General features: G+C 72.3%; 21 protein-coding genes and 2 pseudogenes. 16 read left to right on the top strand and 7 right to left on the bottom strand.

Features of this window, described 5'->3' with window-relative positions:
- Positions 1 to 175: 175 nt before the first annotated feature.
- Together ACFXPX_RS09080 and ACFXPX_RS09075 are read left to right on the top strand one after the other, a co-directional pair.
- Positions 176 to 838, top strand: coding sequence for a HemK2/MTQ2 family protein methyltransferase (locus ACFXPX_RS09080; RefSeq protein ID WP_380588826.1), 663 nt, complete (start codon positions 176 to 178; stop codon positions 836 to 838).
- Positions 822 to 1088 (top strand): CDGSH iron-sulfur domain-containing protein, encoded by a 267-nt coding sequence (locus tag ACFXPX_RS09075; RefSeq protein WP_380640322.1) that lies wholly within the window; start codon positions 822 to 824, stop codon positions 1086 to 1088. The genes ACFXPX_RS09080 and ACFXPX_RS09075 overlap by 17 nt, the downstream gene beginning before the upstream one ends.
- Here ACFXPX_RS09075 and ACFXPX_RS09070 read toward each other — a convergent pair.
- Positions 1044 to 2072 carry an iron-containing redox enzyme family protein gene (locus tag ACFXPX_RS09070; RefSeq protein WP_380522146.1) on the bottom strand — a complete coding sequence of 343 codons (1029 nt, stop codon included), beginning with the start codon at positions 2070 to 2072 and terminating at the stop codon, positions 1044 to 1046. The genes ACFXPX_RS09075 and ACFXPX_RS09070 overlap by 45 nt on opposite strands.
- 25 nt (positions 2073 to 2097) lie before the next feature.
- Positions 2098 to 2457, bottom strand: a complete 360-nt coding sequence (locus ACFXPX_RS09065) for a low affinity iron permease family protein (protein WP_380522148.1) — start codon at positions 2455 to 2457, stop codon at positions 2098 to 2100.
- Between the two features lie 711 nt (positions 2458 to 3168).
- Between ACFXPX_RS09065 and ddaH the strand changes: the two genes are divergently transcribed.
- The 7 genes and pseudogenes from ddaH to ACFXPX_RS09030 form a co-directional block, all read left to right on the top strand.
- Positions 3169 to 3996, top strand: coding sequence for a dimethylargininase (gene ddaH / locus ACFXPX_RS09060; RefSeq protein ID WP_380522151.1), 828 nt, complete (start codon positions 3169 to 3171; stop codon positions 3994 to 3996).
- A 132-nt stretch (positions 3997 to 4128) separates the two neighbouring features.
- Positions 4129 to 5097 (top strand): SDR family NAD(P)-dependent oxidoreductase, encoded by a 969-nt coding sequence (locus ACFXPX_RS09055; protein WP_380588834.1) that lies wholly within the window; start codon positions 4129 to 4131, stop codon positions 5095 to 5097.
- A gap of 10 nt (positions 5098 to 5107) precedes the next feature.
- The gene (locus ACFXPX_RS09050) at positions 5108 to 6292 is read left to right on the top strand and encodes an alcohol dehydrogenase catalytic domain-containing protein (RefSeq protein ID WP_380522157.1); all 1185 of its coding nucleotides are present in this window, start codon (positions 5108 to 5110) and stop codon (positions 6290 to 6292) included.
- Positions 6293 to 6332: 40 nt separating this feature from the next.
- Entirely contained in the window at positions 6333 to 6656 is a 324-nt protein-coding gene (locus ACFXPX_RS09045) for a plasmid stabilization protein (RefSeq protein WP_380640319.1), read from the top strand.
- A 342-nt stretch (positions 6657 to 6998) separates the two neighbouring features.
- Positions 6999 to 8783: a thiamine pyrophosphate-requiring protein gene (locus ACFXPX_RS09040; protein ID WP_380640316.1), complete on the top strand. Its 1785-nt coding sequence runs from the start codon at positions 6999 to 7001 to the stop codon at positions 8781 to 8783.
- A gap of 2 nt (positions 8784 to 8785) precedes the next feature.
- Positions 8786 to 10600: pseudogene (locus ACFXPX_RS09035) on the top strand (FAD-linked oxidase C-terminal domain-containing protein); the annotation flags it as partial.
- 28 nt (positions 10601 to 10628) lie between these two features.
- A pseudogene (locus ACFXPX_RS09030) lies at positions 10629 to 10910 on the top strand (cbb3-type cytochrome c oxidase subunit I); the annotation flags it as partial.
- Between the two features lie 9 nt (positions 10911 to 10919).
- Here the strand turns inward: ACFXPX_RS09030 and ACFXPX_RS09025 are convergent.
- Entirely contained in the window at positions 10920 to 11423 is a 504-nt protein-coding gene (locus tag ACFXPX_RS09025) for a hemerythrin domain-containing protein (RefSeq protein ID WP_380640314.1), read from the bottom strand.
- A gap of 323 nt (positions 11424 to 11746) precedes the next feature.
- On the opposite strand from ACFXPX_RS09025, the gene ACFXPX_RS09020 reads away from it, so the two are divergent.
- The 7 genes from ACFXPX_RS09020 to ACFXPX_RS08990 all read left to right on the top strand — a co-directional run bounded on the left by ACFXPX_RS09020 (position 11747) and on the right by ACFXPX_RS08990 (position 21213).
- Entirely contained in the window at positions 11747 to 12115 is a 369-nt protein-coding gene (locus ACFXPX_RS09020; RefSeq protein ID WP_380522167.1) for a helix-turn-helix transcriptional regulator, read from the top strand.
- Between the two features lie 451 nt (positions 12116 to 12566).
- Positions 12567 to 12914, top strand: coding sequence for an STAS domain-containing protein (locus tag ACFXPX_RS09015; protein ID WP_380640312.1), 348 nt, complete (start codon positions 12567 to 12569; stop codon positions 12912 to 12914).
- 241 nt (positions 12915 to 13155) lie between these two features.
- A complete protein-coding gene (locus ACFXPX_RS09010) occupies positions 13156 to 17247 on the top strand; it encodes a HAMP domain-containing protein (protein WP_380640310.1) in 4092 nt (1363 codons plus the stop codon).
- A complete protein-coding gene (locus tag ACFXPX_RS09005) occupies positions 17244 to 19499 on the top strand; it encodes a SpoIIE family protein phosphatase (RefSeq protein ID WP_380640308.1) in 2256 nt (751 codons plus the stop codon). The genes ACFXPX_RS09010 and ACFXPX_RS09005 overlap by 4 nt, the downstream gene beginning before the upstream one ends.
- A gap of 109 nt (positions 19500 to 19608) precedes the next feature.
- On the top strand, positions 19609 to 20040 hold the full coding sequence (locus ACFXPX_RS09000) for a hypothetical protein (protein ID WP_380640305.1): 432 nt from the start codon (positions 19609 to 19611) through the stop codon (positions 20038 to 20040).
- Positions 20041 to 20099: 59 nt separating this feature from the next.
- The gene (locus tag ACFXPX_RS08995; protein ID WP_380522178.1) at positions 20100 to 20525 is read left to right on the top strand and encodes an ATP-binding protein; all 426 of its coding nucleotides are present in this window, start codon (positions 20100 to 20102) and stop codon (positions 20523 to 20525) included.
- A gap of 229 nt (positions 20526 to 20754) precedes the next feature.
- Positions 20755 to 21213: an SRPBCC family protein gene (locus ACFXPX_RS08990; protein WP_380640303.1), complete on the top strand. Its 459-nt coding sequence runs from the start codon at positions 20755 to 20757 to the stop codon at positions 21211 to 21213.
- A gap of 71 nt (positions 21214 to 21284) precedes the next feature.
- On the opposite strand, the gene ACFXPX_RS08985 is transcribed toward ACFXPX_RS08990, so the two are convergent.
- From ACFXPX_RS08985 to ACFXPX_RS08970, 4 genes are all read right to left on the bottom strand, one after another.
- The gene (locus tag ACFXPX_RS08985) at positions 21285 to 23522 is read right to left on the bottom strand and encodes a catalase (protein ID WP_380640301.1); all 2238 of its coding nucleotides are present in this window, start codon (positions 23520 to 23522) and stop codon (positions 21285 to 21287) included.
- A 369-nt stretch (positions 23523 to 23891) separates the two neighbouring features.
- A complete protein-coding gene (locus tag ACFXPX_RS08980) occupies positions 23892 to 24425 on the bottom strand; it encodes a DUF1360 domain-containing protein (RefSeq protein ID WP_380588857.1) in 534 nt (177 codons plus the stop codon).
- Positions 24426 to 24454: 29 nt separating this feature from the next.
- Positions 24455 to 24622: a hydrophobic protein gene (locus tag ACFXPX_RS08975; RefSeq protein WP_380522185.1), complete on the bottom strand. Its 168-nt coding sequence runs from the start codon at positions 24620 to 24622 to the stop codon at positions 24455 to 24457.
- A 249-nt stretch (positions 24623 to 24871) separates the two neighbouring features.
- Positions 24872 to 26257, bottom strand: coding sequence for a rhodanese-like domain-containing protein (locus ACFXPX_RS08970; protein ID WP_380640299.1), 1386 nt, complete (start codon positions 26255 to 26257; stop codon positions 24872 to 24874).
- Positions 26258 to 26574: the final 317 nt, after the last annotated feature.

The raw sequence follows: 26574 nt of genomic DNA, 5'->3' as shown, positions 1-26574 counted from the left end.
CGCGTCCGGCCACGCGCTTCTACCCGGCGCGGCCCCGCGCACACGCCCGACGGATCGCTCCGACCCCATGGAACGGGGCAGAACGGTTTCGCCGCCCCGGACCCGGAAAGCCGCCTGTCATGAAGGTCATCCCCGTATCCCCCGCGCCAACGTCCCCGAAAGGGGGCCGAGCGGCATGCTGCTGATCAGACCGCCGGGCGTCTACCGACCCCAGGGCGACACCGAGTTGCTGGTCTCCTGCCTGCACCGCGAGCGCCTCCGCAGCGGCAGCCGGGTGCTCGACCTCTGCACCGGGACGGGAGCGGTCGCCCTCGCGGCCGCCGAGGACGGCGCCCGGGTGACGGCGGTGGACCTCTCCGGCCGTGCCGTGGCAACGGCCTGGCTCAACGCCAAGCTGCACCGCAGCGGCATCCGGCTGCACCGGGGCGACCTGCTGGCCCCGGTCGCGGAGCTCAGCTTCGACCTGATCACCGCCAATCCGCCCTACGTCCCGGCCGCGGCTACCGCGGCCCCCACGGGTGCCGGAACCGGGCCCGGGCTCGCGTGGGACGCGGGACCGGACGGACGGCTCGTGCTGGACCGGATCTGCCGGGAGGCACCCCGGCGGCTGGCCCGCGGGGGCGTCCTGCTCCTCGTCCAGTCCTCCCTCGCGAACGTGCCGGCCACCCTGGCGTCCCTGGGCACGGCCGGACTGCGGACGACGGTGGCGGCTCGTCGCCGACAGGCCTTCGGGCCGGTGATGGCAGCGCGGGCCGCACGCTTCGAGCGGCTCGGGCTGATCGCCCCGGGCCAGCGGCACGAAGTCCTGGTGGTGGTGCGCGGTGTCCGGGAACGCTGACCGGTCGACAACCCGGGTGGTCGTGGTGCCGGGCGGTCCGCTGCTCGTCGAGGGACCGGTGGAAGTGGTCCTGCCGGACGGAGAGGTCCGGGTGTCCGAGCGACCGGTCGTGGCACTGTGCGCGTGCCACCGGAGCCGGTGCTACCCGTTCTGCGACACCAGTCACCGACGCCCCCGCAGGCCGCGCTCGAACAACAGGGACACCTCAAGCAGCGGGGACACCAGCGGGAAGCGCGGCGGGAAGGGCTGAGCGCAGCGACGTACGGCCGGCTCGCCAGCAGCCGAGCACGTGGTCGGCGAACCGGCCCTCGACGACCTGTGCGGCCGCCAGCCCGAAGGCGATACCCGCTGCCAACTCGGGCTCACTCAGAATCAGTTGCTCCACGACCCCGTGCCGGACCAGCTGCTCGTGGACGGCGTCGGCCTCCACGTGCTCCCGGTAGAACAGTGTCCCGTCCGGCCCGCCGCCCAGCCGCTCCAGTGCGGCCGCCAGCCGCGCGGACCCGGGCGAGGAGGTGATCTCCAGGGCGGCGAACTGCCCGACGGCGGCGCCGCGCAGCGCCCGGTGCAGGCCGAAGAGCGTCATCAGGTTGACCACTGCGAGGGCGGGAGCCGGTACGAGGTCCAGGTAGTGCGCGTAGCCCGGTTCGAGGCCGAACGCCGCCATCATCCGGGCGTACAGGCCCGCGTGGGCACGTTCGGGACGGCCGGCACCGTACTCGTCGTAGACGATCGCCATCAGGACGGCCTGCGCCGGCCCGTGGATCCTCGGCAGCATCCACAGCTGCGGATCGGCCTCCTTGAGGTGGTAGACCGAACGGTGCACCAGGTACTCACGGACGTGCCGAAGCCTGCCCTCGTCACGCAGGAAGTGCGACGGCCCGGTGTCGTCCGGGGATTCCGCCAACAGCTGGTCGAGGGCTTCCCGCACCGGCCGGACGGGCTCCGCCTCGGCGCGCACCGCGGCGAGGAACGATCGCTCCAACTCCCTCCGCAGGTGCAGCAGTTCCGGCTCCCACTCCCAGCCCGGCAGGACCCCGTCCAGCCCCCGGTCATGGAGCTCGTAGCACAGGTGCAGCGCGAACTGGTGGTCCTCGCCCCAAGGTTCGCCGTACGACCCCGGCGACACCAGCAACCGCCCCGCCCCCGGCGGCCCCGCCGTCACCAACCCCAGCACCGCCGCCGACAACGGCCCCCGAACCCCGTACGCCGTGCCCCGCTCATCTCCGTCCATCACTTCCCGCCTCCTCCCGCACCAGTCAGATCTCATCCTCCATGCGGATCGCGTCTCTGAGATCCTGCACGGCCTCGCTCCGATCACCACCCTCCTCCGCGAGCAGGGCTGCGGCGATGGCATCGAGCTTGCGCTGGATCGCGTGCTCGGCCCGGCGTTCGGCGTTCTTGAGCAACGCGAGCAGCAGCAGGGTGACGGCCGACATCATGTCGCCGACGAGGAGCTGCCACGAGGTCGAGAGTCCCGCGGCGTGCACCGCGACGAAGCCCGCCACGAGCAGGACGCACAGCGCGTAGAACAGCGGGGAACTGGTCAGGTTGGACGCGCGCTCCGCCAGCCGCGCGAACCGCCCCCGGCCGCGCTCGGCCGGGTGGTCGAGCGTCATGGTCCCCTCACCCGCCCGGCGCGGTTCGGTCGGTGTTCCGCGCCGTGCAAGCGGTGGACCGCGAAGGCCCGTCGTCCGCCTCCCGGCTCAGGACCAGGGTCGGTTCGGGGTGTTCGGTGCGCTGGTCCACCACGCCTCCCGGGCTGTCGTCGGTGCCTCCGGCCGGAGTGCTCCGGCCGGAACGCTCCGGCGGGTACCCAGCCGGCCCCCGTTCACTCCGCACGGGTCCCGACTGCTCCAGTGCCGTTTGACCTCCTCCCCCGGGGGCAGACGCGGGTCGAGCCCGTCCCCGGACGAGGCCCGACAAGGAAACCGGTCCGAGCGGTCCGACCAGCCGCCCGGACCGCTCGCGTGCCGTCGGCACGAACCGGCGACGCAGAACTGGAGTAGCGATCATGGGAACCCCGCCGAACGATCCGGTGCCGCCCAGCCCCACCCCGCTCCCCGGGCCAGGCCCGCAGCCGGGTCCGTTGCCCGGGCCGGTCCCCGGGCCAGGCGGCCCGGACCCGGTCCCGCCCGCGCCGCCCCGGCCGGAGCCCGACCCACAGCCCGCGCCGGTTCCCCCGCCCGATCCGATCACCTGACGACCCGCCGGAGCAGACGCGGACGGCCCGCCTGCGCGCTGCCCGTCGTCCCCCGCCGCAAGCAACGACGCCCTCGGCTCCCGCCACCCTCCGGTTTCCCGCCCACCGCACCGGGCACGCGCGCCGCATGAAGACGTCCAGCTCTGCTCGGGCGGCCAGGCGCCGCCGCTACCTGCTCTGCCCACCACGCCACTTCGCCGTCGAGTACGCCATCAACCCGTGGATGGACCCGGCCCGGCCGGTCGAGCCGGCTGCCGCGCTCCAGCAGTGGAACGGGCTGCGCGCCGTCCTGCTCGACCTCGGACACCGGGTCGAACTCCTCACCCCCGTACGAGGGTTGCCGGACATGGTGTTCACCGCGAACGGCGCCACGGTGGTCGACGGCCGGGTCCTGGTCGCCCGCTTTCGGCACCACCAGCGCGCAGCGGAGGCCGACGCGCACCGACGCTGGTTCGTCGCGGCGGGCTACCGGCCGGTCCACACGGCGGGGCCGGTCAACGAGGGCGAGGGCGACTTCCTGCTCGCGGGGCCGCGGATCCTGGCTGCCACCGGCTTCCGCACGAGTCGGGCGGCACACCGCGAGGCCCGCCGGCTGCTGGACCGTCCGGTGGTCACGCTGACCCTGGTCGACCCGCGGTTCTACCACCTCGACACCGCGCTCGCCGTCCTCGACGACGACCGGATCATGTACTACCCGCCCGCGTTCGCCCCGGCCAGCAGGCGCCTGCTGCACGTGCTCTACCCGCGGGCGATCCTCGCCTCCGAGGCGGACGCGGTGGCGTTCGGGCTCAACGCCGTCAGCGACGGCCGCCACGTCGTCCTGCCCGCCGCCGCCCGCGGACTGGCGGGCCGCCTGCATGCCGAGGGGTACGTCCCCGTCCCGGTCCGCATGCCCGAACTCCTCAAAGGCGGCGGCGGCCCGAAGTGCTGCGTACTCGAACTGCGCCCCGCCTGACCGCCTGCTGTGCCTACCCGGCTCACCAGAAGCACCCGGATCCGGGCGGGCGCGGATCGCACGGGTTTGCGCCGCCGGTAGTCGGACAGACGCCGGAGCATCGAACCGTCACCGACCGAGGAGGTACGGCCGATGCACCGTGGCAACGGCACCATGACCGGGCGAACCGCCCTGGTGACCGGCTCCTCCCGGGGCCTCGGCCTGCTGATCGCGGGTGAACTCGCGGACCGCGGGTGCCGGGTGATGCTGTGCGGCCGCGACGAGTTCGCGCTGGAGCGGGCCGTACGACGGCTGAACGGCCGCCCCGGCGAGGTCGCCGCCACCGCTTGCGACCTCGTGGACGCGCAGGCGCCGCTCCGACTGGTCCGCGCGGTCCGCGAACGCTTCGGCGCCGACGTGGACCTGCTGGTCAACAACGCCGGCCTGATCCAGGTCGGCCCGGTCTCCGCGATGCAGGAGCAGGACTTCCGGCGGGCCCACGAGCTGATGACGATGGCACCGCTGCGGCTGGTCCAGGCGGTGCTCCCGTCGATGCGGGCCCGTGGCACGGGCTCGATCGTCATGGTCTCCTCGCTCGCCGGGCGTGTCCCGGCGCCGCACCTGCTGCCGTACGTGGCGGCCAAGTTCGCGCTCACCGGCCTGTCCGAGGGGCTCGCGGCGGAGCTCTCGCCGCACGGGATCCGGGTCACCACGGTCCTCCCGGGCCTGATGCGCACGGGTTCGCACACCGCCGCCGAGTTCGCCGGGCAGGCCGGGCAGGAGTACGCCTGGTTCGCCGCCGCCGCGTCGCTGCCCCTGGTGTCGATGGACGCCGAGCGGGCCGCCCGGCGGATCGTCCGCGCCGTCGAGGGCGGCCGGCGCGAGCTGGTCCTGACCCCCCTCGCCAAGGCCGGCGTGCTCGCCCACGGCGTCGCGCCGGCCACCACCGGCCGCCTGCTCGCACTGGCGTCCCGGCTGCTGCCGCCGGCCGGCGGCGCCCCCGAGCACGGGGTGCCGGGCGTGCGCGCCGCCGCCCGGCACCGACCGGGCGGCCCGGTGCACCGGCTCACCGTGCTCGGACGCCGGGCCGGACGGGCCGACAACCAGCCGACCACGTCCTGAGGGAGTCGCCATGAAGGCCGTGACATGGCACGGACGCCGTGACGTCCGCGTCGAATCCGTCCCCGACCCGGTGATCGAGAAGCCGACGGACGTCCTGGTCGAGGTCACCACCACCGGGCTGTGCGGATCGGACCTGCACCTCTACGAGGTCCTGGGCGCCTTCCTCGACGTGGGCGACATCCTCGGCCACGAGGCGATGGGCGTCGTCCTCGACGTGGGACCCGCCGTCCACGCGGTGTCGGCGGGAGACCGCGTGGTGGTGCCGTTCAACATCTCCTGCGGCACCTGCTACATGTGCGTCCAGGGCCTGCACTCGCAGTGCGAGACCACCCAGGTGCACGAGTACGGCACCGGAGCGGCGCTGTTCGGCTACACCAAGCTCTACGGACAGGTGCCCGGCGGCCAGGCGCAGTACCTGCGCGTGCCGTTCGGCAACACGCTGCCCGTCGTCGTCCCGCACGGGCCGCCGGACGACCGCTACGTGCTGCTGTCCGACGTGCTGCCCACCGCCTGGCAGGCCGTGGAGTACGCGGCGATCCCGCCCGGCGGCAGCGTCGCGGTGCTCGGCCTCGGCCCGATCGGGGACATGTGCACGCGCATCGCGCGCCACCGCGGCGCAGGCACCGTGATCGGGGTGGACCTGGTGCCCGAACGGCTGGAGCGCGCCCGGGAGCGCGGCGTCGACGTGCTCGACCTGGCCCGGCTCGGCGCCCGGGTCGTCGACGCCGTCCGGGAGCGCACCGGCGGCCGGGGCCCGCACGCCGTGATCGACGCGGTGGGCATGGAGGCCCACGGCTCGCCCGCCGCGACGGCCGCGCAGCGCATGACGTCCCTGCTGCCGGGCGCCCTGGCCTCCCGGCTGATGGCCCGGGTCGGCCTCGACCGGCTCCACGCGCTCCACCTCGCGGTGGACCTGGTCCGGCGCGGCGGCACGGTCTCGCTCTCCGGCGTCTACGGCGGCATGACCGATCCGCTGCCGCTGCTGACCATGTTCGACAAGCAGTTGCAGCTGCGGATGGGCCAGGCGAACGTCCTGCGCTGGATGGACGACCTGCTGCCGCTCGTCAACGACGGCGATCCGCTCGGCGTCGAGGACTTCGCCACCCACCACCTGCCGCTGAGTGAGGCCCCCAGCGCCTACGAGATGTTCCAACACAAGGACGACGGCATGGTCAAGGTGCTGTTCCAGCCCTGACACCGTCGCCGAGGCGTCCTTGCCGACGAAGGAGGAGACCATGCCGGCCGGTTCGAGCAGGAAGCGTGAGCGCCAGTACGAGCACATCAAGGAGAGCGCCCTGGACCGGGGGGAGAGCGAGAAGCGGGCCAAGGAGATCGCCGCCCGCACGGTGAACAAGGAACGGGCGCGGCACGGCGAGTCCAGGACGGCCGGCCGCTCCTCGATCCACGACATCTCGTCCGCCCGGCGCGGCGGCCTGCGGTCCCACTCGGGTTCCCAAGGACCGACCAAGGAGCAGCTCTACAACGAGGCCAAGCAGCGCAACATCCACGGCCGCTCGAAGATGAACAAGGAGGAACTCGCCGACGCACTCGGACACTGACACACCCGCTCGACAGCTCGACGACCGCCGCGCGGCCCGCCCAGCGGGGTCCGGGGCGGGCCCGGATCGCGAGCAGGACGAAACCGGCCGGTAGTGCGTAGCCGGCCCCCCAGCCGCTGCCCCGGGCTCCGGACGACCCGGGGCAGCGCCCGGTTCGGACGGCCGGGGCCGAACCGCGTTTCGCAACAGCGTGTGCCCGGACGCGGGGCAGGCAGCTGTGCCGACGTCTCCGGGCCGCCACGTTTTGTCCCTCTTCTGACGGTTACCCGCACTTGGTGGGTGCTCCCGCCACGCCCGACGACCGCCGCCGGGACCAGCTGCGGGGACCACGGAGGAAAGATCATGAAGGTTGCCGACTACCTGTTGCGACGGCTGCGCGAGTGGGAGGCCGAGCACGTCTTCGCCTACCCCGGCGACGGCATCAACGGACTGCTCGCCGCGTGGGGCCGGGCCGAGGACCGGCCGCGGTTCATCCAGGCCCGTCACGAGGAGATGGCCGCCTTCCAGGCCGTGGGGTACACCAAGTTCTCCGGCCGTACCGGGGTGTGCGCGGCCACCTCCGGTCCCGGCGCGATCCACCTGCTCAACGGGCTGTACGACGCGAAGCTCGACCACGTCCCGGTGGTGGCGATCGTGGGGCAGACCGACCGCAGCGCCATGGGCGGCTCCTACCAGCAGGAGGTGGACCTGCTGTCGCTCTACAAGGACGTGGCCTCGGAGTTCTGCGAGATGGTCACCGTCCCCGCACAGCTGCCCAACGTCCTGGACCGGGCGATCCGCATCGCCACCACCCGCCGCACCGTGACCGCGCTGATCGTCCCCGCCGACGTGCAGGAACTCGACTACGAGCCGCCCGCCCACGTCTTCAAGCAGGTCCCCTCCAGTCTCGGGGTCCCCCACTACGCGCCGGTGCCGGGGGACGACGACCTGGCCCGGGCCGCAGAGGTCCTGAACGCGGGCGAGAAGGTCGCCGTGCTCGTAGGCCAGGGCGCGCGCCGGGCCCGCGCCGAGGTCGAGCAGGTCGCGGAACTCCTCGGTGCCGGCGTCGCCAAGGCCCTGCTCGGCAAGGACGTCCTCCCCGACACGCTGCCGTACGTCACCGGCTCGATCGGCCTGCTCGGCACCCGGCCCTCCTACGAGATGATGCGCGACTGCGACACCCTGCTCGTGGTCGGATCGAGCTTCCCCTACAGCCAGTTCCTGCCCGCCTTCGACCAGGCCAGGGCGGTGCAGATCGACCTGGACCCGTCCATGGTCGGCCTGCGCTACCCGTTCGAGGTGAACGTCGTCGGCGACGCCGCCGAGACGCTGCGCCGGCTGCTCCCGCTGCTGGAGCGCAAGGAGGACCGCACCTGGCGCAAGACGGTCGAGGAGAACACCGAGCGCTGGTGGGAGGTCATGCAGCGCCGAGCCGAGGTGACCGCGGACCCGGTCAACCCGGAGTACGTGCTGCACACCCTGGACGCGTTGCTGCCCGAGGACGTCATGCTGTCCTCCGACTCCGGGTCGGCCGCCAACTGGTACGCCCGCCACCTGCGGATGCGCGGCAGCATGCGCGGCTCGCTCTCCGGCACGCTGGCCACGATGGGCCCCGGCGTGCCGTACGCGATCGGCGCCAAGTTCGCCCACCCCGATCGGCCGGCCATCGCCGTCGTCGGCGACGGCGCCATGCAGATGAACGGCCTGGCCGAGCTGATCACCGCCGCCAAGTACTACCACGAGTGGACGGATCCGCGTCTGGTCGTGGCGGTGCTGAACAACCAGGACCTGAACCAGGTCACCTGGGAGATGCGCGCCATGCAGGGCGCCCCGCAGTTCGAGCCCTCCCAGCATCTGCCCGACGTCCGCTACGCCGACGTCGCCCGGTCGTTCGGCCTCGACGGCGTACGGGTCGAGCGGCCCGAGGACGTGGGGCCCGCCTGGAGCCGGGCGCTGGCGGCGGACCGACCGTTCGTCATCGACTTCCGCACCGACCCGGCGGTGCCGCCGATCCCGCCGCACGCGACCTGGGACCAGGTCAAGGCCGCCGCCTCCGCCGTGCTGCACGGCGACAGCGACCGGGCCGCCGTCGTCCGCCAGGGGGTCAAGGCCAAGGTCCAGGAGTTCCTGCCCGGCGGCCGGAGCTGACCATGGCCGACGCGCGGAAGGTGGACGTGGACCTGGCGGCCCTGGAACGGGCGCTGCGGGAGGAGGTGGACGGCGAGGTCCGCTTCGACCCGGGCAGCCGCGGCGCGTACGCGACCGACGGCTCCAACTACCGGCAGGTGCCGCTCGCCGTGGTGGTGCCCCGGACGGTCGAGGCGGGCGCGACGGCGCTCGCGGTGTGCTCGCGCTTCGCCGCGCCGGTGCTGTCCCGCGGCAGCGGCACCAGCCTGGGCGGACAGTGCACCAACACCGCCGTCGTCATCGACTGGACGAAGTACTGCAACCGCCTGCTGTCGGTGGATCCGCCCGCACGGACCTGCGTCGTGGAGCCCGGCATCGTGCTGGACGAACTGAACCGGCAACTCGCCCCGCACGGGCTCATGTTCGGTCCCAAGCCGTCCACCCACGCGCACTGCGCGCTGGGCGGGATGATCGGCAACAACAGCTGCGGCGCCTCCGCCCAGGCCTACGGCAAGACCGTCGACAACGTCCGGCGCCTGGAAGTGCTCACCTACGACGGCGTCCGCTTCTGGGCCGGCCCCACCGACGACCAGGAGTACCGGCGGATCGTGGGCGCCGGCGGTCCGCGGGCCCGGCTCTACCGAGGCATGAAGGACCTCGTCGACCGCAACCTGGCCGCCATCCGGCGCGGCTACCCCAAGATCCCCCGCCGGGTCTCCGGCTACGACCTGGACTCACTGCTGCCGGAGAACGGCTTCGACGTGGCCAGGGCCCTGGTCGGCAGCGAGGGCACCCTGGTGGCCGTCCTGCGGGCCGAACTCGAACTGGTCCCGGTGCCGGCCGCCGAAGCCCTGCTGGTGCTCGGGTTCGACGACATCTACCGGACGGCCGACGCCGTCCCCGAACTGCTCGCCCACAGCCGGCCCAGCCAGCTGGAGGCCGTCGACGGGCGGATGGCCCAGCTCATGCGCGAGGAGCGCGCCTACCTCGACTCCCTGGAGCGGCTGCCCGAGGGCGACAGCTGGCTGCTGCTCCAGTTCACCGGCGACACCGAGGCGGAGGCCGACGGCAAGGCCCGGGACCTGCTGCGCGCCCTCGGCCGCTCCGAGGACGACCCGTCCGTGGCACTCTCGGACGACCCGCCGCGCGAGCAGGAGATGCTCAGGGCCCGGGAGGCCGGGCTGGGCGTGACCGCCCGGCCCCCGGACGGCGCCGAGACCTGGGAGGGTTGGGAGGACTCCGCCGTCGCGCCCGAGAAACTGGGCGACTACCTGCGCGACCTGGAACGGCTCTTCGACCGCTACGGCTACCAGCAGGCCTCCCTGTACGGACACTTCGGGCAGGGCTGCGTCCACACCCGGATCCCGTTCGAACTGCGCGAGGGCCGCGGGGTCGAGGCGTTCCGGGCCTTCCTGTTCGACGCGGCCGACCTGGTCGCCTCCTACGGCGGTTCGCTGTCCGGGGAACACGGTGACGGCCAGGCCCGCGGCGAACTGCTGCCCCGGATGTTCGGCGCGCCGCTGGTCGAGGCGATGGGCGAGCTCAAGTCCCTCTTCGACCCGGGCGACCGGATGAACCCGGGCAAGGTCGTCCGCCCGTACCGCGTCGACGACAACCTGCGCCTCGGCACCCGCTGGCGCCCTGAACCGCACCGCGCGACGCAGTTCGCGTACCCCGACGACGACGGCGACTTCGGGCAGGCCGTCCTGCGGTGCGTCGGCATCGGCAACTGCCGCACCCACCGGGGCGGGGTGATGTGCCCCTCGTACCGCGCGACCCTGGAGGAGGAGCACTCCACCCGCGGACGGGCCCGGCTGCTGTTCGAGATGCTCGGCGGGGTTCTTCGGCCATCCCGAGGTCTACATCGTGGCGCTGCCGTTCATCTCCCTGGCCTCGCTGCTGATCGCCGTGCCGACCGGGGTGAAGTTCTTGAACTGGGTCGGCACCATGTGGAACGGCTCGCTGTCCTTCGAGACCCCGATGCTGTTCTCCCTGGGCTTCCTGGCGACCTTCCTACTCGGCGGCCTGACCGGGGTGCTGCTGGCCCCGCCGCCCATCGACTTCCACGTGACCGACAGCTATTTCGTCGTCGCCCATCTGGACGGCCCGGTGGTCGGCGGTGAGCTGGTCCAGCAGGTCTTCGTCGGAGTGCGCGGCTCAGCCCTCCAGGGCGTCGGCTATGCGGTGCAGCACGCCGCCGGCGGACGGGCGGCGCGGCGCGGTCTCGCGTACGGCCTGCATCCGCTCGCCGATCTCCTGGAGCTCCTTGCGGCCGAGGGCGGCCCGGACCATCGGGAACCACGATGCCTCTTCCTGCTCGATGTGCCGTTCGACGGCGTCGATCAGGACGGCGGTCTTGGCGTCGTAGCCCTCGTCGCCGGGCGACATCCGGCTCAGCTCCTCGCAGAGCACGTCGGCGACGTGGTGTTCCTCCTTGGCCCGGTCCATGTCCTCGGCGAGCCCGGGTACCTCCTGGCGGATCCGGGGGTAGACCAGTTCGTCCTCCAGATAGGTGTGCACGGTCAGCGCCTCGATGATCCGCCGGACCGCATCGGTCCGTGCCCGGTCTTCGCCGTCCTGGGCCAGCCCCCGGTATTCGCGGAACAGACTGCGGACCTCCTTGTGGTCCTCCCGCAGCAGGACGATCGCATCGTTCGACATCGCAGGGCTCCTTCGTCCTCGGCCCCCTGTGTGAACCGGGCGTGTCCCCTGGCAGGGCGGCACCAAACGCGGGCCGTCGGCGGAGCCACCACAGGTGGATCCGCACGGACCGCGCGGTTTACCGCGGCCCTTCCCGGGCAGGCGCACGGTACGTCCCGGCTCCGGAGTGACCACCGGGACGGCCATCGTCACCCGCTGTGGCGGCCGGCACCCCAGGTCGGCCGCCACAGCGGTGCGCTCACCCCGGGCCGGACACGTCGAACGATGCACGAATCCTTTCTCGTGCGTCGGCAATGGTGAAAGACGGGTCCTATCGTGGAGGCATGGACAGCGGCAGGACGACCGACCGGCAGTGGACGTTCCTGACCAACCACGCCCGCGTCCTCGTGCAGATCGCCCGCGACCCGGGCATCCGGGTGCGCGACATCGCCACCTGCTGCCTGCTCACCGAACGAGCCGTCCAACGCATCATCAGCGACCTCGAACAGGCCGGATACCTCAGCCACGAACGCCGCGGCCGCGCCAACCACTACCGCGTGATCGCCGCCAAACAGCTGCGGCACCCCGCCGACGCCGGCCCGACTGTCGCCGAACTCCTCGCCGCCCTGCTGCACCGACCTGCCGACGGCCAGCAGGAAACGGACGGCCATCGGGGCCAGGCGCCGACCACGCCGGAGTCCTCCGGACCGTGACCATGCACGCCTGATGCCGGGCGGGGCCCGCGCCGTCCCGGACGAACCGCGCCGGTGTGACGGACCGATCCGGACGCCGTATCAGGTCCGGCTCTGCCCCGTAACCCGGTTACCCCGTCGGACCGGGCCAGGCGCAGACGCGCTGGGCCGGGTAGCGGGCCCGGTGGCCATCCGCAGGGGCGAGGGTCCAGCCCCGAGCGGGGGCGCCATTGCGAGCACACCAAGGAGAGCCTGCTCGACCACAGGTGGACGAGGAACAGGCCGAGGAGACCGCGGCCACACGGTTGACAAGGAACGTGCCCGACACGGGAGTCGAAGACCGGGAGCCGCAGCTCGACGCACGACATCCCGTCCGGCCGACGAGGCGGGCCACCGGCGCCCGAGCCGCCGAGTACCGCAGCGGGTGAATCCGCCCTCCGGACACCACCCACAACGGAAGGAGCCCGGAACCATGACCCGCCAACCACCGAACGAGGACGGGTTCACCGTTCAGGTCCACCCGTGGGCCGAAGGAACCGTCCTGGCGCCGTACGGCGAGCTCGACCTGGAAACCGTCGCCGACCTGGAGCCTGCCCTCACCCCGGCGCTGGCCCAGCCCGGCAGCGTCATCGTGGTCGACTGCGCCGGCCTGGAGTTCTGCGACTCCACCGGACTCAACCTCCTGCTCCGGGCCCGGGCCCGCGCGACGGCGGACGGCAGCCGCATCGAGCTGGCCTGCCCCCGGCCGATGATTCGGCGCATGCTCGAACTCACCGGCGTCACGCACGCGTTCCCGATCCGCGACACCGTCCCCGGCTGATGAGGGAAGGCACCTGACGGCCGGCTGACCACCGTCGAACCGGAGCCGAACCGGCCGAAGAGGCCAGTTCCCGGCCGGTCCGAAGGTCGGCGTTCGCCCGCGCCCTGCGGCCTGATACCTGTCACGGCTGTCACCCTTCGGCCTCCGGTGGCACAGTGGGATCAGGCGACGGCGCTGCCGCCGTCGGGCCGGGGCGCAGTGCACGGCGCCTGGCCGAAGGGCGATCCGGACGGTGGGACGGATGGACGAGCAACTGGCGGCGGGCGGAGAGCAGCCGATCCGCCAGCTCCTGGCCGGGCTGACGGCCGTCCGCGACGGCGACTTTCGCATCCGGCTGACTCCGGGGAAGCCCGGAGTGCTGTCGGAGATCGCGGAGGTCTTCAACGGCATGGCCGACCAGCTGGCCCGGGTGACCTCCGAAGTGACCCGGGTGGCCCGCGAGGTCGGTACCGAGGGGCGTCTCGGCGGCCAGGCGCAGGTGCCGGGAGCGTCGGGCACCTGGTCGGACCTGACCGACTCGGTGAACGCGATGGCGGGCAATCTGACCGGGCAGGTGCGCAACATCGCCCAGGTGACCACCGCGGTGGCCCGCGGTGACCTCACTCAGAAGATCGACGTGGACGCCCGCGGGGAGATCCTGGAACTCAAGAACACCGTCAACACGATGGTCGACCAGCTGTCCGCCTTCGCCGACGAGGTCACCAGAGTCGCCCGCGAGGTCGGCACCGAGGGCCGCCTGGGCGGACAGGCCCGGGTCGAGGGCGTCGCGGGGACCTGGCGCGACCTGACCGACTCGGTGAACTTCATGGCCGGGAACCTCACCGCCCAGGTCCGCAACATCGCCCAGGTCGCCACGGCCGTCGCCGAGGGTGACCTCACCCGCAAGATCGACGTGGACGCCCGCGGGGAGATCCTGGAGCTCAAGACGACCCTCAACACGATGGTCGACCAGCTGTCCGCCTTCGCCGACGAGGTCACCAGAGTCGCCCGGGAGGTCGGCACCGAGGGCCGCCTGGGCGGACAGGCGGACGTGCGCGACGTCTCCGGGACGTGGCGCGACCTCACCGAGTCCGTGAACGTCATGGCGGACAACCTGACCGCCCAGGTCCGCTCGATCGCCGAGGTGACCACGGCGGTCGCCGGGGGCGACCTCACGCAGAAGATCCGGGTGGATGCCCGCGGGGAGATCCTGGAGCTCAAGGAGACCATCAACACGATGGTCGACCAGCTGTCCGCGTTCGCCGACGAGGTGACCAGGGTGGCCCGGGAGGTCGGCACCGCCGGCAACCTGGGCGGGCAGGCCACCGTCCGGGGCGTCTCCGGCACCTGGAGGGACCTCACCGAGAACGTGAACGAGATGGCCTCCAACCTGACCGGCCAGGTGCGCTCGATGTCGGAGGTCGCGACGGCCGTCGCGCGCGGTGATCTCTCGAAGAAGATCACCGTGGAGGCCAAGGGCGAGGTCGCGGCCCTCGCGGGCGCGATCAACACCATGGTCGACACCCTGTCGGTGTTCGCCGACGAGGTGACCAGGGTCGCCCGCGAGGTCGGCACCGAGGGCATCCTCGGCGGTCAGGCCCGGGTGCCGAACGTCGCCGGCACCTGGAAGGACCTCACCGACAACGTCAACTCCATGGCGCACAACCTCACCAGCCAGGTGCGCAACATCGCCCAGGTGACCACGGCGGTCGCCGAGGGCGACCTGACCCGCAAGATCGACGTGGACGCCCGCGGCGAGATCCTGCGGTTGAAGACCACCGTCAACACCATGGTCGATCAGCTGAGCTCCTTCGCCGCAGAGGTCACCAGGGTCGCCCGCGAAGTCGGCAGCGAAGGCCGGCTCGGCGGCCAGGCAGAGGTCGAAGGCGTCTCGGGCACCTGGAAGCGCCTCACCGAGAACGTCAACGAACTGGCCGGCAACCTGACCCGGCAGGTCCGCGCCATCGCCGAGGTCACCAGCGCCGTCGCAGCCGGCGACCTCACCCGCTCGATCAGCGTGGACGCCTCCGGCGAGGTCGCCGACCTCAAGGACAACATCAACGCCATGGTCGGGTCCCTGCGCGACACCACCCTGGCCAACCAGGAACAGGACTGGTTGAAGACCAACCTGGCCCGTTTCTCCGCCGCCGTCCAGGGTCGACGTGACGTCCGGGCCGTCGCCGACATGATCACCGACGAACTGACCGCCCTGGTCGGCGCCCAGTACGGCGCCTTCTACCTCGCCGAGGAGACCGAGGACCACCCCGAGCTCGTCCTCATCAGTGCCTACGGCCGCTCCCTCGCGGACCTCCCGGAACAGCGCCTGCGGCTCGGGGACTCCCTGGTCGGCCAGGCCGCCCGTAGTCGGCGGATCATCGCCGTCGACGACCTGCCGGCCGGCTACGCCGTCATCGGTTCCGGAGCCGGGCGGGCGGACGCCCGGTACCTGGTCGTCCTGCCCATCACCTTGGAGGAACGGCTCCTCGGCGTCCTGGAGTTCGCCTCCGTCCACCCGTTCACCCCGGTCCACCTCGACTTCCTGGAGCAGTTCACCGAGTCCTGCGGCGTCAACATCGGCACCCTGCTCGCCAACGCCCGCACCGACGAACTGCTCGCCGAGTCCCAGCGACTGACCGCCGAACTCCGGGCCCGGTCCGAGCAGTTGCAGAAGGGGCAGGAGGAGCTGCAACGCTCCAACACCGAACTGGGCGAGCAGGCCGCCCTGCTCGCCCAACGCAACGGCGACATCGAGGCCAAGAACCTGGAGATCGAGCAGGCCCGTCAGGAACTGGAGGAACGCGCCCGGCAGTTGAGCCTGACCTCGACGTACAAGTCCGAGTTCCTGGCCAACATGAGCCACGAACTGCGCACCCCGCTCAACAGCCTGCTCATCCTCGCCCAACTGCTCGCCCAGAACACCGGCGGCAACCTCACCGCCAAACAGGTCGAGTACGCGGGCGTCATCCACTCCGCCGGCACCGACCTGCTCCAGCTCATCAACGACATCCTCGACCTCTCCAAGGTCGAGGCCGGAAAGATGGAGATCACTCCCGAGCCCTTCCTCGTGCGCGAACTCCTGGAGTACGTGGAATCCACCTTCAAACCCCTTGCGGACCAGAAGGGACTCCACTTCGAGGTCTCCCTGGACCGCAGCATTCCCGACGAACTCGTCGCCGACCAGGCCAGGCTGCGCCAGGTACTGCGCAACCTGCTCTCCAACGCCGTCAAGTTCACCGACACCGGCCGGGTCGAGCTCCGGATCGAGCGTGCCGAGGGAGCGGACGTGCCGCCCGAGCTCCGCCGGACAACCGCGGTGGCCTTCCACGTCGAGGACACCGGCATCGGCATCGACACCGCCCACCTGGAAACCATCTTCGGCGCCTTCCAGCAGGAGGACGGCACCACCAGCCGCCGCTTCGGCGGCACCGGCCTCGGCCTGTCCATCAGCCGCGAACTCGCCCGGCTCCTCGGCGGAAGCCTCGACGTCACCTCCACACCCGGACGAGGCAGCTGCTTCACGCTCTACCTGCCGGTCACCGAGCCGCAGCAGGAGAACGGCGACCCCGCCGATCCGCTGATCCTCGTGGTCGAACCCGACCCGCCGGGCCTGCTCACCCTTCTCACCCGAACCGCCGTCGAATCCGTGGGCGCGACCGAGGCGGCGGCAAAGGTCGTCAGCGCCGAAGACGCACCGGGGCTGCGGGCGGCCCTGTCCGGACCCGGCCCGCAGTGCGTCATCCTCGACATCTCCCGCTCCGGCGAACTCGCACCGACCCTGCTGGAGGAGCTGGCGGACGGTACTCCCGTCCTCGGCTACGCAGGCGACCGGACGCGCCGGCCCCCCGGTGACGCGATCGGAGGCATCGACCTCGTCCACGGACTGGACGACCTGCACGACCGGGTGATCCAGCTGCTCGGCGGGCGCCGTCCCGTACAGCAGAGCCCCGCACCGGCATCCGCCACCGCGGACGAAGCGGTCGCCGGGCGGACCGTCCTGATCGTCGACGACGACATCCGCAACGTCTTCGCCTTGGCCGAGGCCCTCGAACAGGGCGGTCTGAACGTGCTGCACGCCCCGGACGGCAACGCCGGTCTCGCCCTGCTGCGAGCACACCCCGAAACCGCGCTCGTCCTGATGGACGTGATGATGCCCGGGCTGGACGGCTACGGCGCCATCGCCGCCATCCGTGCCGACGAACGCTTCGCCCACCTGCCGGTCGTCACCGTCACGGCGAAGGCCATGCCCGGGGACCGGGAGAAGAGCCTCGCGGCGGGCGCCGACGACCACGTCACCAAGCCGGTCGACACCGGCAGCCTGCTCGACCGGATCCGACAGTGGACGGACCTTCCGTGACCGCCGAGGAGGAGCCCGGGAGGACCACCGCCCGGGCCTTGGCCGCGACCGTCCGCCGACTCCAGGACGCCGCCGCGCGAACCCGGGAGGAGGCCCGACGCAGAACGGTCGTCGACGTGGCCACGGGCATGCTGGCCGAACGACTCGGGCTCGTGCCCGCCGAAGCCTCCGCACGCCTGGCCCGGCTCGCCCGCGAGGCCGGCGTACCGGTCCCGACCCTGGCCGCCGACATCGCCCGCATCCACGACGCCACGCCCGAGGCCCCCGAGGGCGGCCTGGCCGCCCCGCCGCACCTGACGCCCGCCCTCGCGGCCGAAACCGACCTCCAACGGGCCGCCGACGCGGTCCTGGAACAGACGGACCCGCTCGGCGTCCGCGGCGTGGCACTCTGGCAGCGGCTGCCCGGCGGAGCGCTCGCCCTCGCGGCGCACGCCGGGCTCACCGCCGACGAAGCCGCCGTCTGGAGCCGGGTCCCGCCCCGCGTCGACACCCCCGCGCAGCATGTCGTCCAAGGCGGAACGGCCCTGTGGCCCGGCGACCGGGCCGCAGCACTTCCTTCGATCGGTGCCGCAAACGCGCGGGCCGTGCTGCCGCTGCTGGACGGGGGCCGCTGCCGTGGCGCGTTCGAGGTGCTGTGGTCCGGGCCCGCTCCCGCCCTCGGTCCGTCCCACCGCCGACTGCTGGTCGGGCTCGCCGACCTCTGCGCGACCCTCCTCGGCCCCGTACAGGAGCCCGAACCGGCCGACGAACTCGCCGTCCTGCTGGAGGGGCTGCTCTCTCCCGCGCTGCTGCTGGAACCGGTCATCCGGGGCGGGCAGGCCACTGATTTCACGCTCGTGCGGGTCAGCACCCGCTTCGACGACCCGCTGGGCCGCCCCCGGCAGGCGCTGGAGGGTGCCTCTCTCCTGGAGACCTACCCGCTCGCCTGCGCCACCGGGCTCTTCGAACGGCTGCTGCGGGCCCACCGCACCGGCATCCCCCTGCCCGGCGAGTCCGTCAAACTGGGCTTCACCACGGGACGACTCGCGCTTCCCGCCGACACCCAGCTGGCCATCGCCCCGTTCGGTGGCCGGCTGGTGGTCGGATGGCAGCTGGGGACCTCACCGTCCGACGACGACCAGCAGGTCGCACTACTGCGCCAGGCACAACGGCTGGCCCGCGTCGCCGGATTCGAGGAACTCCCCGGCCAGGGCGTGATCCGCTGGAGCGACGGCCTGCGAGAACTCTTCGGCCTGCCGCCCGAAGCCGCACCCGTCCCACTGCGCCACCTGACCCGGCTCGTCCACCCGGACGACGAACCCGCCGTACGGCGCCTGGTCGACACGGTCCGACAACGACACCGCACCGCCTCAGGGGTCTTCCGCCTCGCCCTCCCGGACGGCACGCACCGCTACGCCCACGTGATCGCCGAGCCGCTGCTCGACGACGACGGCCGGCTCCTCGCAATCCGCGGCGCCTACCACGACGTCTCCGCGCAGCACCGGACCGAGGTCGCGCTCGACGCCACCCAGGAGCGCCTCGTCGACAGCGAGAAGCAGGCCTCTGAGGGTGAGCAGCTGGCGCTGCGGCTGCAGCAGGCCATCCTGCCCAGCGCACCGCCTCCGCTCGCCGCGATGGGCCTGCGCGCCACCGTACGCTACCGGCCGGCCGCACAGCGCGACCGGGTGGGCGGGGACTGGTACGACGTGCTGCCGCTGCCGGACGAGCGGGTACTGCTCGCGGTCGGCGATGTGGCCGGCCACGGCGTCGGCGCTGCCACCGGCATGGTCGCCCTGCGGCACGCGCTGCGCGGTCTGGCCGTCACGGGTGCCGGGCCGGGCCGACTGCTGGAGTGGGCGAACGCTGTCGCACTGCGCGAGCCGGGCCAGGTGACCGCCACAGCCGCCTGTGTGCTCTTCGACCCGGCGGCAGGCCAGCTGCGCTGGGCCCGCGCGGGCCATCTGCCGCCGGTCCGGTTCAGTGGCGAGGGAGCGGAACTCCTGCCACTGCCCCACGGGGTACTGCTCGGCGCTCTGCAGGAGGCCCGCTACGAGGAGCGGACCGTGCGGCTCGGCACCCACGACGTACTGCTGCTCTACACCGACGGCCTGGTCGAACGGCGGGACCGCCCGGCCGAGGAGTCCGTGAACGAGCTGATCCGGGCCGCCGGGCCGCCCGGCCCCGACCTGGAGCACTACCTCGACCGGCTGCTGGCCCTCAGCTCGGCCGACACCCAGGACGACACCTGCCTGATCGCCGTCCGGGTCGAATAGGTCGCACAGAGCGGGCGGCGGCGTGTGCGCGCAGCGTTAGGAGCGGACGGGTCCGGGTAGGCGCGGCCGAGTGAGGGGGTGGCCGAGACCGGGACCGAAAGGGACTCCCATGTTGCTACTGCTAGGACTACTGCTGACGGCGGCGTCCGGCACATTCGCCGGACTGCTGATCGCGGACAACCTCTCCGGTGGACCCGAGTACCAGGTCACGGTGCTGGGCAACGACCTCGTGACGCTCAACAGCCTCGGCGTCTTCCTGTCCGGCGTCGCCCTCGCCCTGCTCTTCTGCCTCGGCCTCGCCCTGATCGGGCTGACCAGGCGGGCCCCGCGCCGCCGGCCGCGGCCGATCACCCACCGGGCACCGTACCGCCGGGCCCGCCCGGCGCAGCCCATCGGGCCTGTCGAGCCGCTCGCCCCGCCGGTGGAGGCGGAAACCCCGACACCGGAACGGCGGGCCGCCGAACAGGGTGGTCGGGCCGCCGGGATGCCGGAGGCCGAACCCGCACGAGGCGGCCGGATCCGGCACCTGTTCGGACACTGACAACAGAGGAGTGGTAGAGCCCGGACGACACGGCGGAGGAGCACGGGAGGTGCTGACGGATGACCAGGGCACCGCTGGCCGCCGCTTCGCGCGCTCACGGCGGGGTACGGGCTCGAGGACTGCGGCTGTCGCGGCACGCGGGGGCCTCGGCCGAGGCCCGGGCCCTGACCGTCGCCTTCCTGGCCGACGTGGCCGATCCCGTCGTGGCAGTCGACGCCGCGCTCCTGGTGGCCGAACTGGTGGGCAACGCCGTACGCCACACGGGTCAGCCGGGCTGGCTCCTCCTTGTCCGCCGCCCCGACCTCCTACGGATCGAGGTCAGCGACTCCAGCCCCCGTCCGCCGGTGCCGCGTCGCCCGCGCGGCCCCGGTGAACCGGGCGGCCACGGCCTGTTGCTGCTGGACCGCCTCGCACTGCGCTGGGGCTGGCGTCGGTGGGGCCCGGGAAAGGTCGTCTGGTGCGAGCTGCGGATTCCGGCTGGTTGACGGTCCCTGCCAGGCGCCCGGAGCACTCCAGCAGCATCACGTGCACGAACGCCTGCGGCAGGTTGCCCCGCCCACGCCTTGCCTCCGGAACGCACGGACTCGGCCACCCCACGCAACCCCGGCGCGTCCCGGTCGGTTCGTCCCGGCATCCGCGCTTACGACGGCGCGGGCCGGGCAGGCGCTGGGGCGGCCGGGAGAGACCCGGTCGGTGACCCCGAGGAGGCACAGGATGAGCATGGTCAAGGAGTCCGTCGAGGTCGGCGTCCCGCTGCGCACCGCCTACAACCAGTGGACGCAGTTCGAGGAGTTCCCCCGGTTCATGGAGGGTGTCGACTCGGTGACCCAGCTGGACGACCGGCACAACCACTGGCGCACGAGCATCGGCGGCGTCAGCCGTGAGTTCGACACCGAGATCGTCGACCAGCTGGCCGACGAGCGGATCGCCTGGCGCACCATGGACGGGGAGGTGCAACAGAAGGGCGTCGTGACCTTCGAGCGGCTCGACGACCGGCACACCCGCGTCAACATGGCCATCGACTTCCAGCCCGAAGGCATGGCGGAGAGGGCCGGCGACCTGTTCGGCGTCGTGAACCGCAGGGTGAAGGGAGACCTTCACCGGTTCAAGGAGTTCATCGAGCAGCGCGGCCGGGAGGAAGGCGGCTGGCGGGGCAGGATCTCCCCCGCCTGAGGTCCCGACCTCGACCACGACGTCCGGTGGTGCCCGAACGAGCGGGCACCACCGGACGCGGTTGCGCAGAGTCAGCGCTGTGGGAAACGATGCTGCTCGACGAGGCGGGCGAAGTCCCCCCAGAACGCCGGCCCGGTTGCCTCGTCGGCACCGCGGACCGCTACACCCGCCGTCGCGTTCGGAAGGTCGAGGCCGGCCATGCGGGACAGCTCGACGCCGGATCCCAGCAGCGCGACGGGCTTGCCGTGGCGCAGCGTCTCGGCGAGGAACCGGACCGCGTCCGGATCGACGTGACGGGCCAGGTCGCCGAAGTCGGGGACCACCAGCGCGTCGTACAGGACCGAGGCGACGGTCGGCAGCGGCCGGTCCACCGGCACCCGGGCGCCGTCGTGCGCGAGCACGTGGCCGCCGTGCGCGGCCAGTGTCTCCACCACGGCGCCCCGGGCACCCAACTGCTCATGGGCGGAACGGATCTGTTCCCCGTCCACGCCCGGAGCCGCCAGTACGGCGACCTTGCGGGTGCGGATGCCGGAACCGCGCAGGTTCTCCAGGCTCAGCGCGGGGGAAGTCCGAGGCCCGGCCGTACCGCTACCGGCCGATGCCGTCGCCCTGTCTGCGGGCTCGGCCTCGGGTTCGGGCTCGCCGATCCGCCGGGCGACCTCAGCGGCCAGCCCTCCGTCCACGTGCACCAGGTTGCCGACCATGCGGCGGCGGACCTCGTCGCTGCCCAGCTTGCCGAGTTCGAAGGCGAAGGCGGCGGTGATGTGCTGCTGTTCCCAGTCGCTCATGCTGTGCCAGAACAGAGCGGCCTGGCTGTAGTGGTCGGCGAAGCTGGGACTGCGGCGGCGCACGGCCGCGCCGTCGATCCGCTCCTGGTAGTGCTCGAACACCCCCTCGGGCAAGCGGCCGCCGCCCATCGTGAAGGGGCAGCCGCCGCCCACGGAGTTCGGGGTGTAGCTGGTTCCGTCGTGGACGACCTGCTGGCCGTAGCCGTCGCGGTGGTTGGTGCGCACGTCGGCAAGCGGGCGGTTGACCGGCAGCTGGGTGAAGTTGGGGCCGCCCAGGCGGATCAGCTGGGTGTCCAGGTACGAGAAGTTGCGGCCCTGGAGCAGCGGGTCGTTGGTGAAGTCGATGCCCGGGACGATGTTGGCGGTGTGGAAGGCCACCTGCTCGGTCTCGGCGAAGAAGTTCTGCGGGTTGCGGTCCAGGACCATCCGCCCGACCGGGCGCACCGGGACGAGTTCCTCCGGGACCAGCTTGGTCGGGTCCAGCAGGTCGAAGGGGAAGGCGAACTCGTCCTCCTCCGGAATGAGTTGGACGCCGAGTTCGTACTCGGGGAAGTCGCCGGCCGCGATCGCCTCCCACAGGTCGCGGCGGTGGAAGTCGGGATCGCGTCCGGCGGTGAGCTGGGCCTCGTCCCAGACCTGGGAGTAGGTGCCGAGCTTCGGCGTCCAGTGGAACTTCACGAAGGTGCCCCGGCCCCCGGCGTCGACGAGGCGGAAGGTGTGCACGCCGAAGCCCTGCATCATCCGGTAGCTGCGGGGAATGGCCCGGTCGGACATCACCCACATCAGCATGTGGGTGCTCTCGGGCTGGAGTGAACAGAAGTCCCAGAAGGTGTCGTGGGCGGAGGCGCCGGTGGGGATCTCGTCCGCCGGCTCGGGTTTCACCGCGTGGACGAAGTCGGGGAACTTGGCCGCGTCCTGGATGAAGAAGACCGGCATGTTGTTGCCCACGAGGTCGTAATTGCCGTGCCTGGTGTAGAACTTGGTGGCGAAGCCGCGGACGTCCCGCACCGTGTCGGCGGACCCGCGCGGGCCCTGCACCGTCGAGAAGCGTACGAAGACCGGCGTGCGGCGGCCGGGTTCCTGGAGGAAGTCGGCGCAGGTGGACTCTGCCAGCGACGCGTACGGTTCGAAGAAGCCGTACGCTCCCGCGCCGCGTGCGTGCACCACCCGCTCGGGGATGCGCTCGTGGTCGAAGTGGGTGAGTTTCTCCCGCAGCTGGAAGTCCTCCAGCAGGGTGGGTCCCCGGTCGGCGACGGTGAGGGAGTTGTCGGTGTCGTCGACACCCACCCCCTGATCGGTGGTGAGCGGGCCGTCCGGGTCCACCGCGCGGACGACGTCCAGCGCGCAGTCCTTTTCGTCGCGCTCCGGCTCCTCGGACCGCTGGCGTTCGGGAGTCTCGGTGACGAGCGGGGAATCCGGCTCGTGCTCGGGCTCGGCGGGTGGTTCTGGAGCCGGGGTCTCCGTGACCAGGGGCGAATGCGCGGGGTCGGGGTTCTGAGGGGTTGCGGGATCGGTGCTCATCTCGTGTTCTCCGTCCTGGTGTCGGTGCCGGACCGCCGCGAGCGCACCCCAGGCACCAGAGGTCGGCCGGCCGGACCAGCGCGGGATCTCCGTTGCGGGCGAGTGCTGGCGACGCGCGCCGTCGCGCCCGAAGCCGCGACGCCTCTGACGTCCGAGGCGAGCGGGCCGTGGGTGAACCGCCGGGGCTCGGCCGAGTCGACGTAGCTGACCGGGGCCTGGGCCGCGCAGCGGTTGGTACGGGTTCCGCCGGATACGCCATGCCCCTGCGGGTTGCCGCCCCCGCCGGAGCCAAACGGTGACTGTCCGGTTGATCGCGGCGGCCAGCTGCGGACGCCTCGCGTTCGACCCGTCACTGAGGGGCCACGACATCTACCGCGACGCGGCCTCCTGAAGCCCGGCCCGGGCGAAGTGCAGCAGGTCGGAGAGCGCGAGCGCGGACAGGCCCGCACTGACGAGCCGGGTCACCTCCGGAGCGAGGACCTGGCCCGCCGTGAGACCCGTGGAGATCCACAGACCGGCGCAGAACGGACAGGTGACCAGCTCGCCGATGGCGCGACGAACGCCCGTGCCCCGGACGTCCTCCGCCAGTTCGGCCGGACCGGCCTGGCCGCGGAAGCGGGCGAACGGCAGCCGGACCGGACTGGTCACCGGATCCTTCGCCACCAGCCGGGACAGCCTGTGCACGGCGCCGGCGGTGAGCAGAACGTCCCACGGGCCAGGTGTCGGCAGCGGCCGTCTCGCCCGTCGGGCGGAGGCCGTGAGCACTCCGACGCAGCCCAGGTAGCCGACCATGACGGCGAGGTAGCCGCCGATCGGCTGCTCACCGTCCGGCTCGTACGCCCGGCGTTCACGGCGGAGCGACGATCCAAGGGCATCCAGGCCAGACCTTCCGGAGCCGCTCACGGTCGGATCGGGGTACGCGTGGAGGCCGGTCACCATCGGTACCACCGGCGACCACCGGCGGCTCCGCCGCCCGTGAAGACGAAGCCGAGAACCCAGACGACGAGAACGGCCAGGGCGATCCACCACAGAATGTGGATCGCGAAGCCGGCGCCGCCCAGGATCAGTGCGAGCAGCAGGACGAGGACGAGGAGAAGCATGGGAGTCGGCCCTTCTCACGGTTGGCTGGATGTTCCGGACATCGCGCCTGCCCGATTCGACCCGAATCAAGCCGGGTCCTGGAACCGATCCGTCGTCCTCTGTCGCACCGCTCCCTCCTCCCCTCCAGATGCCACCGTGACCGAGCGCGCGAAGCATGGACGTTCCCCGTCTCGCACCCGAGCGACACCATCGTGACCTCCGACGAAGTGACCTCAGAAGCCTGGGCGGCCCCTCCGCGGCGGCTGGGTTCAGGGCTGGGTGGGGCGGGTGGTGGTGTGCCAGGCGTGGTAGCCGCCGAGGAGGTCGGAGACGTCGGGGTGGCCGTGGTGGCGCAGGAGGCTGGCGGCGATGGAGGAGCGGTGGCCGCTGGCGCAGTGGATGACGAGGGGGTGGTCGGTGGGGATCTCGGCGAGGCGGGTGGGGAGTTCGGCCAGGGGGATGTGGAGGGAGCCTTCGATGGCGCCGGTTTCGCGTTCGCCGCAGGTGCGGACGTCGAGGACGGTGGGGGGCTGGTCGGTGGTGAGGGCGGTGCGGAGTTGGTCGGCGGTGAGGCGGCTGGCGGGGGTGAGGTGGTCGGCGAGGGCGGGTAGGGCGGTGCCGGGGTTGCGCAGGTAGCCGGCGATGCGGTCGAAGCCGATGCGGGCGAGGCGGGTGATGACCTCGTTCTCGCGGTCCTGGGGGGCGATGATCGCGATGTCGCTGTCGGGGGTGAGGACGGTGCCGGCCTGTTCGGCGAAGCGGCCGTCGATGGGGACGTTGACGGCGCCGCGCAGGTGTCCGGCGGCGAAGTCCTGGGGGCTGCGGGCGTCGAGGACGACGGCGCCGGCGGTGCGGGCCTCCTTGAGGCCTTCGGGGCACAGCGGGCGGGCTGCGGTGCCGGGGTCGAGCAGGGGGTGGTCCTGGCGGTTGAGGGCGGCGTCGTGGCCGAAGTAGGCGGGGGCGGTGGACTGGCCGGCGGTGACGATGCGGACGAAGGTGTCCTGGTCCATGGCCCGGCAGGCGTAGTTGGTGCGGCGCTGGGTGCCGATGGTGGAGCGCTTCTCGGTGGAGAGGTTCTTGCCGCAGGCCGAGCCGGCGCCGTGGGCGGGGAAGACCAGGGTCTCGTCGGGCAGGCCCATCAGCTTGCGGTGGACGCTGTCGTAGAGCATCGCGCCGAGCTCCTCGGCGGTGACGCCGACCGAGGCGAGCAGGTCGGGCCGGCCGACGTCGCCGATGAACAGCGCGTCGCCGGTGAGCACCCCGTACGGGACGGCGTCGTCGGGCTGCTCGAAGACCAGGATGCTGATCGACTCGGGCGTGTGGCCGGGGGTCTCCATGATCTGCAGGGCGACGTCGCCCAGTTCGATCCGCTCGCCGTCGCCGAGCTTGCGGATCGGGTACTCGGTCTCGGCCCGCTGCCCGTAGCCGATCCAGGCGCCGGTGCGGGCGGCCAGTTCGAGGTGGCCGGCCAGGAAGTCGGCGTGGAAGTGGGTGTTGATGACGGCCTCGACGGTGAAGCCGTGGGCCTCGGCGTCGGCGACGTACTCCTCCACGTCACGGCGCGGGTCGACGACGACGGCGCGGCCGGTGCGCTCGTCGGCGATCAGGTACGAGGCCTGGGAGAGGCAGTCGAGGTAGAACTGGGCGAAGTACATGGGGTTTTCCTCCTGGGCGACGCCGGGCGCCACGGTGCGGGCGCGGGTTTCTCAGATACCCCCCTCGGTATTTCTACCAGCATACGGCCGCCATGGCCGAATACGGACGGGGGTATCGCCGAAGGATTTCGATAATACCCCCGGGGGTACTATGGTGGGCGTCGACGGGGGAACCGGCCCGCCGCCTCCCCGGGCATCATCGCCCGGGCCCGGCCGAGCCGACGAGAGACCCGCACCACCTCGCGCACCACCGCCACCGCCCGCACCGGGCGGCGGCACCGTGCGACCGCGGCACCCCCGACCCGCCGGACCACCGC

Origin of the sequence: Kitasatospora sp. NPDC059146 (genome assembly GCF_042786665.1) — a bacterium.
Lineage (GTDB): Bacteria > Actinomycetota > Actinomycetes > Streptomycetales > Streptomycetaceae > Kitasatospora.
The sequence above is the reverse complement of the archived record's forward strand: the minus strand, read 5'-3'. Positions and strand labels throughout refer to the sequence as shown.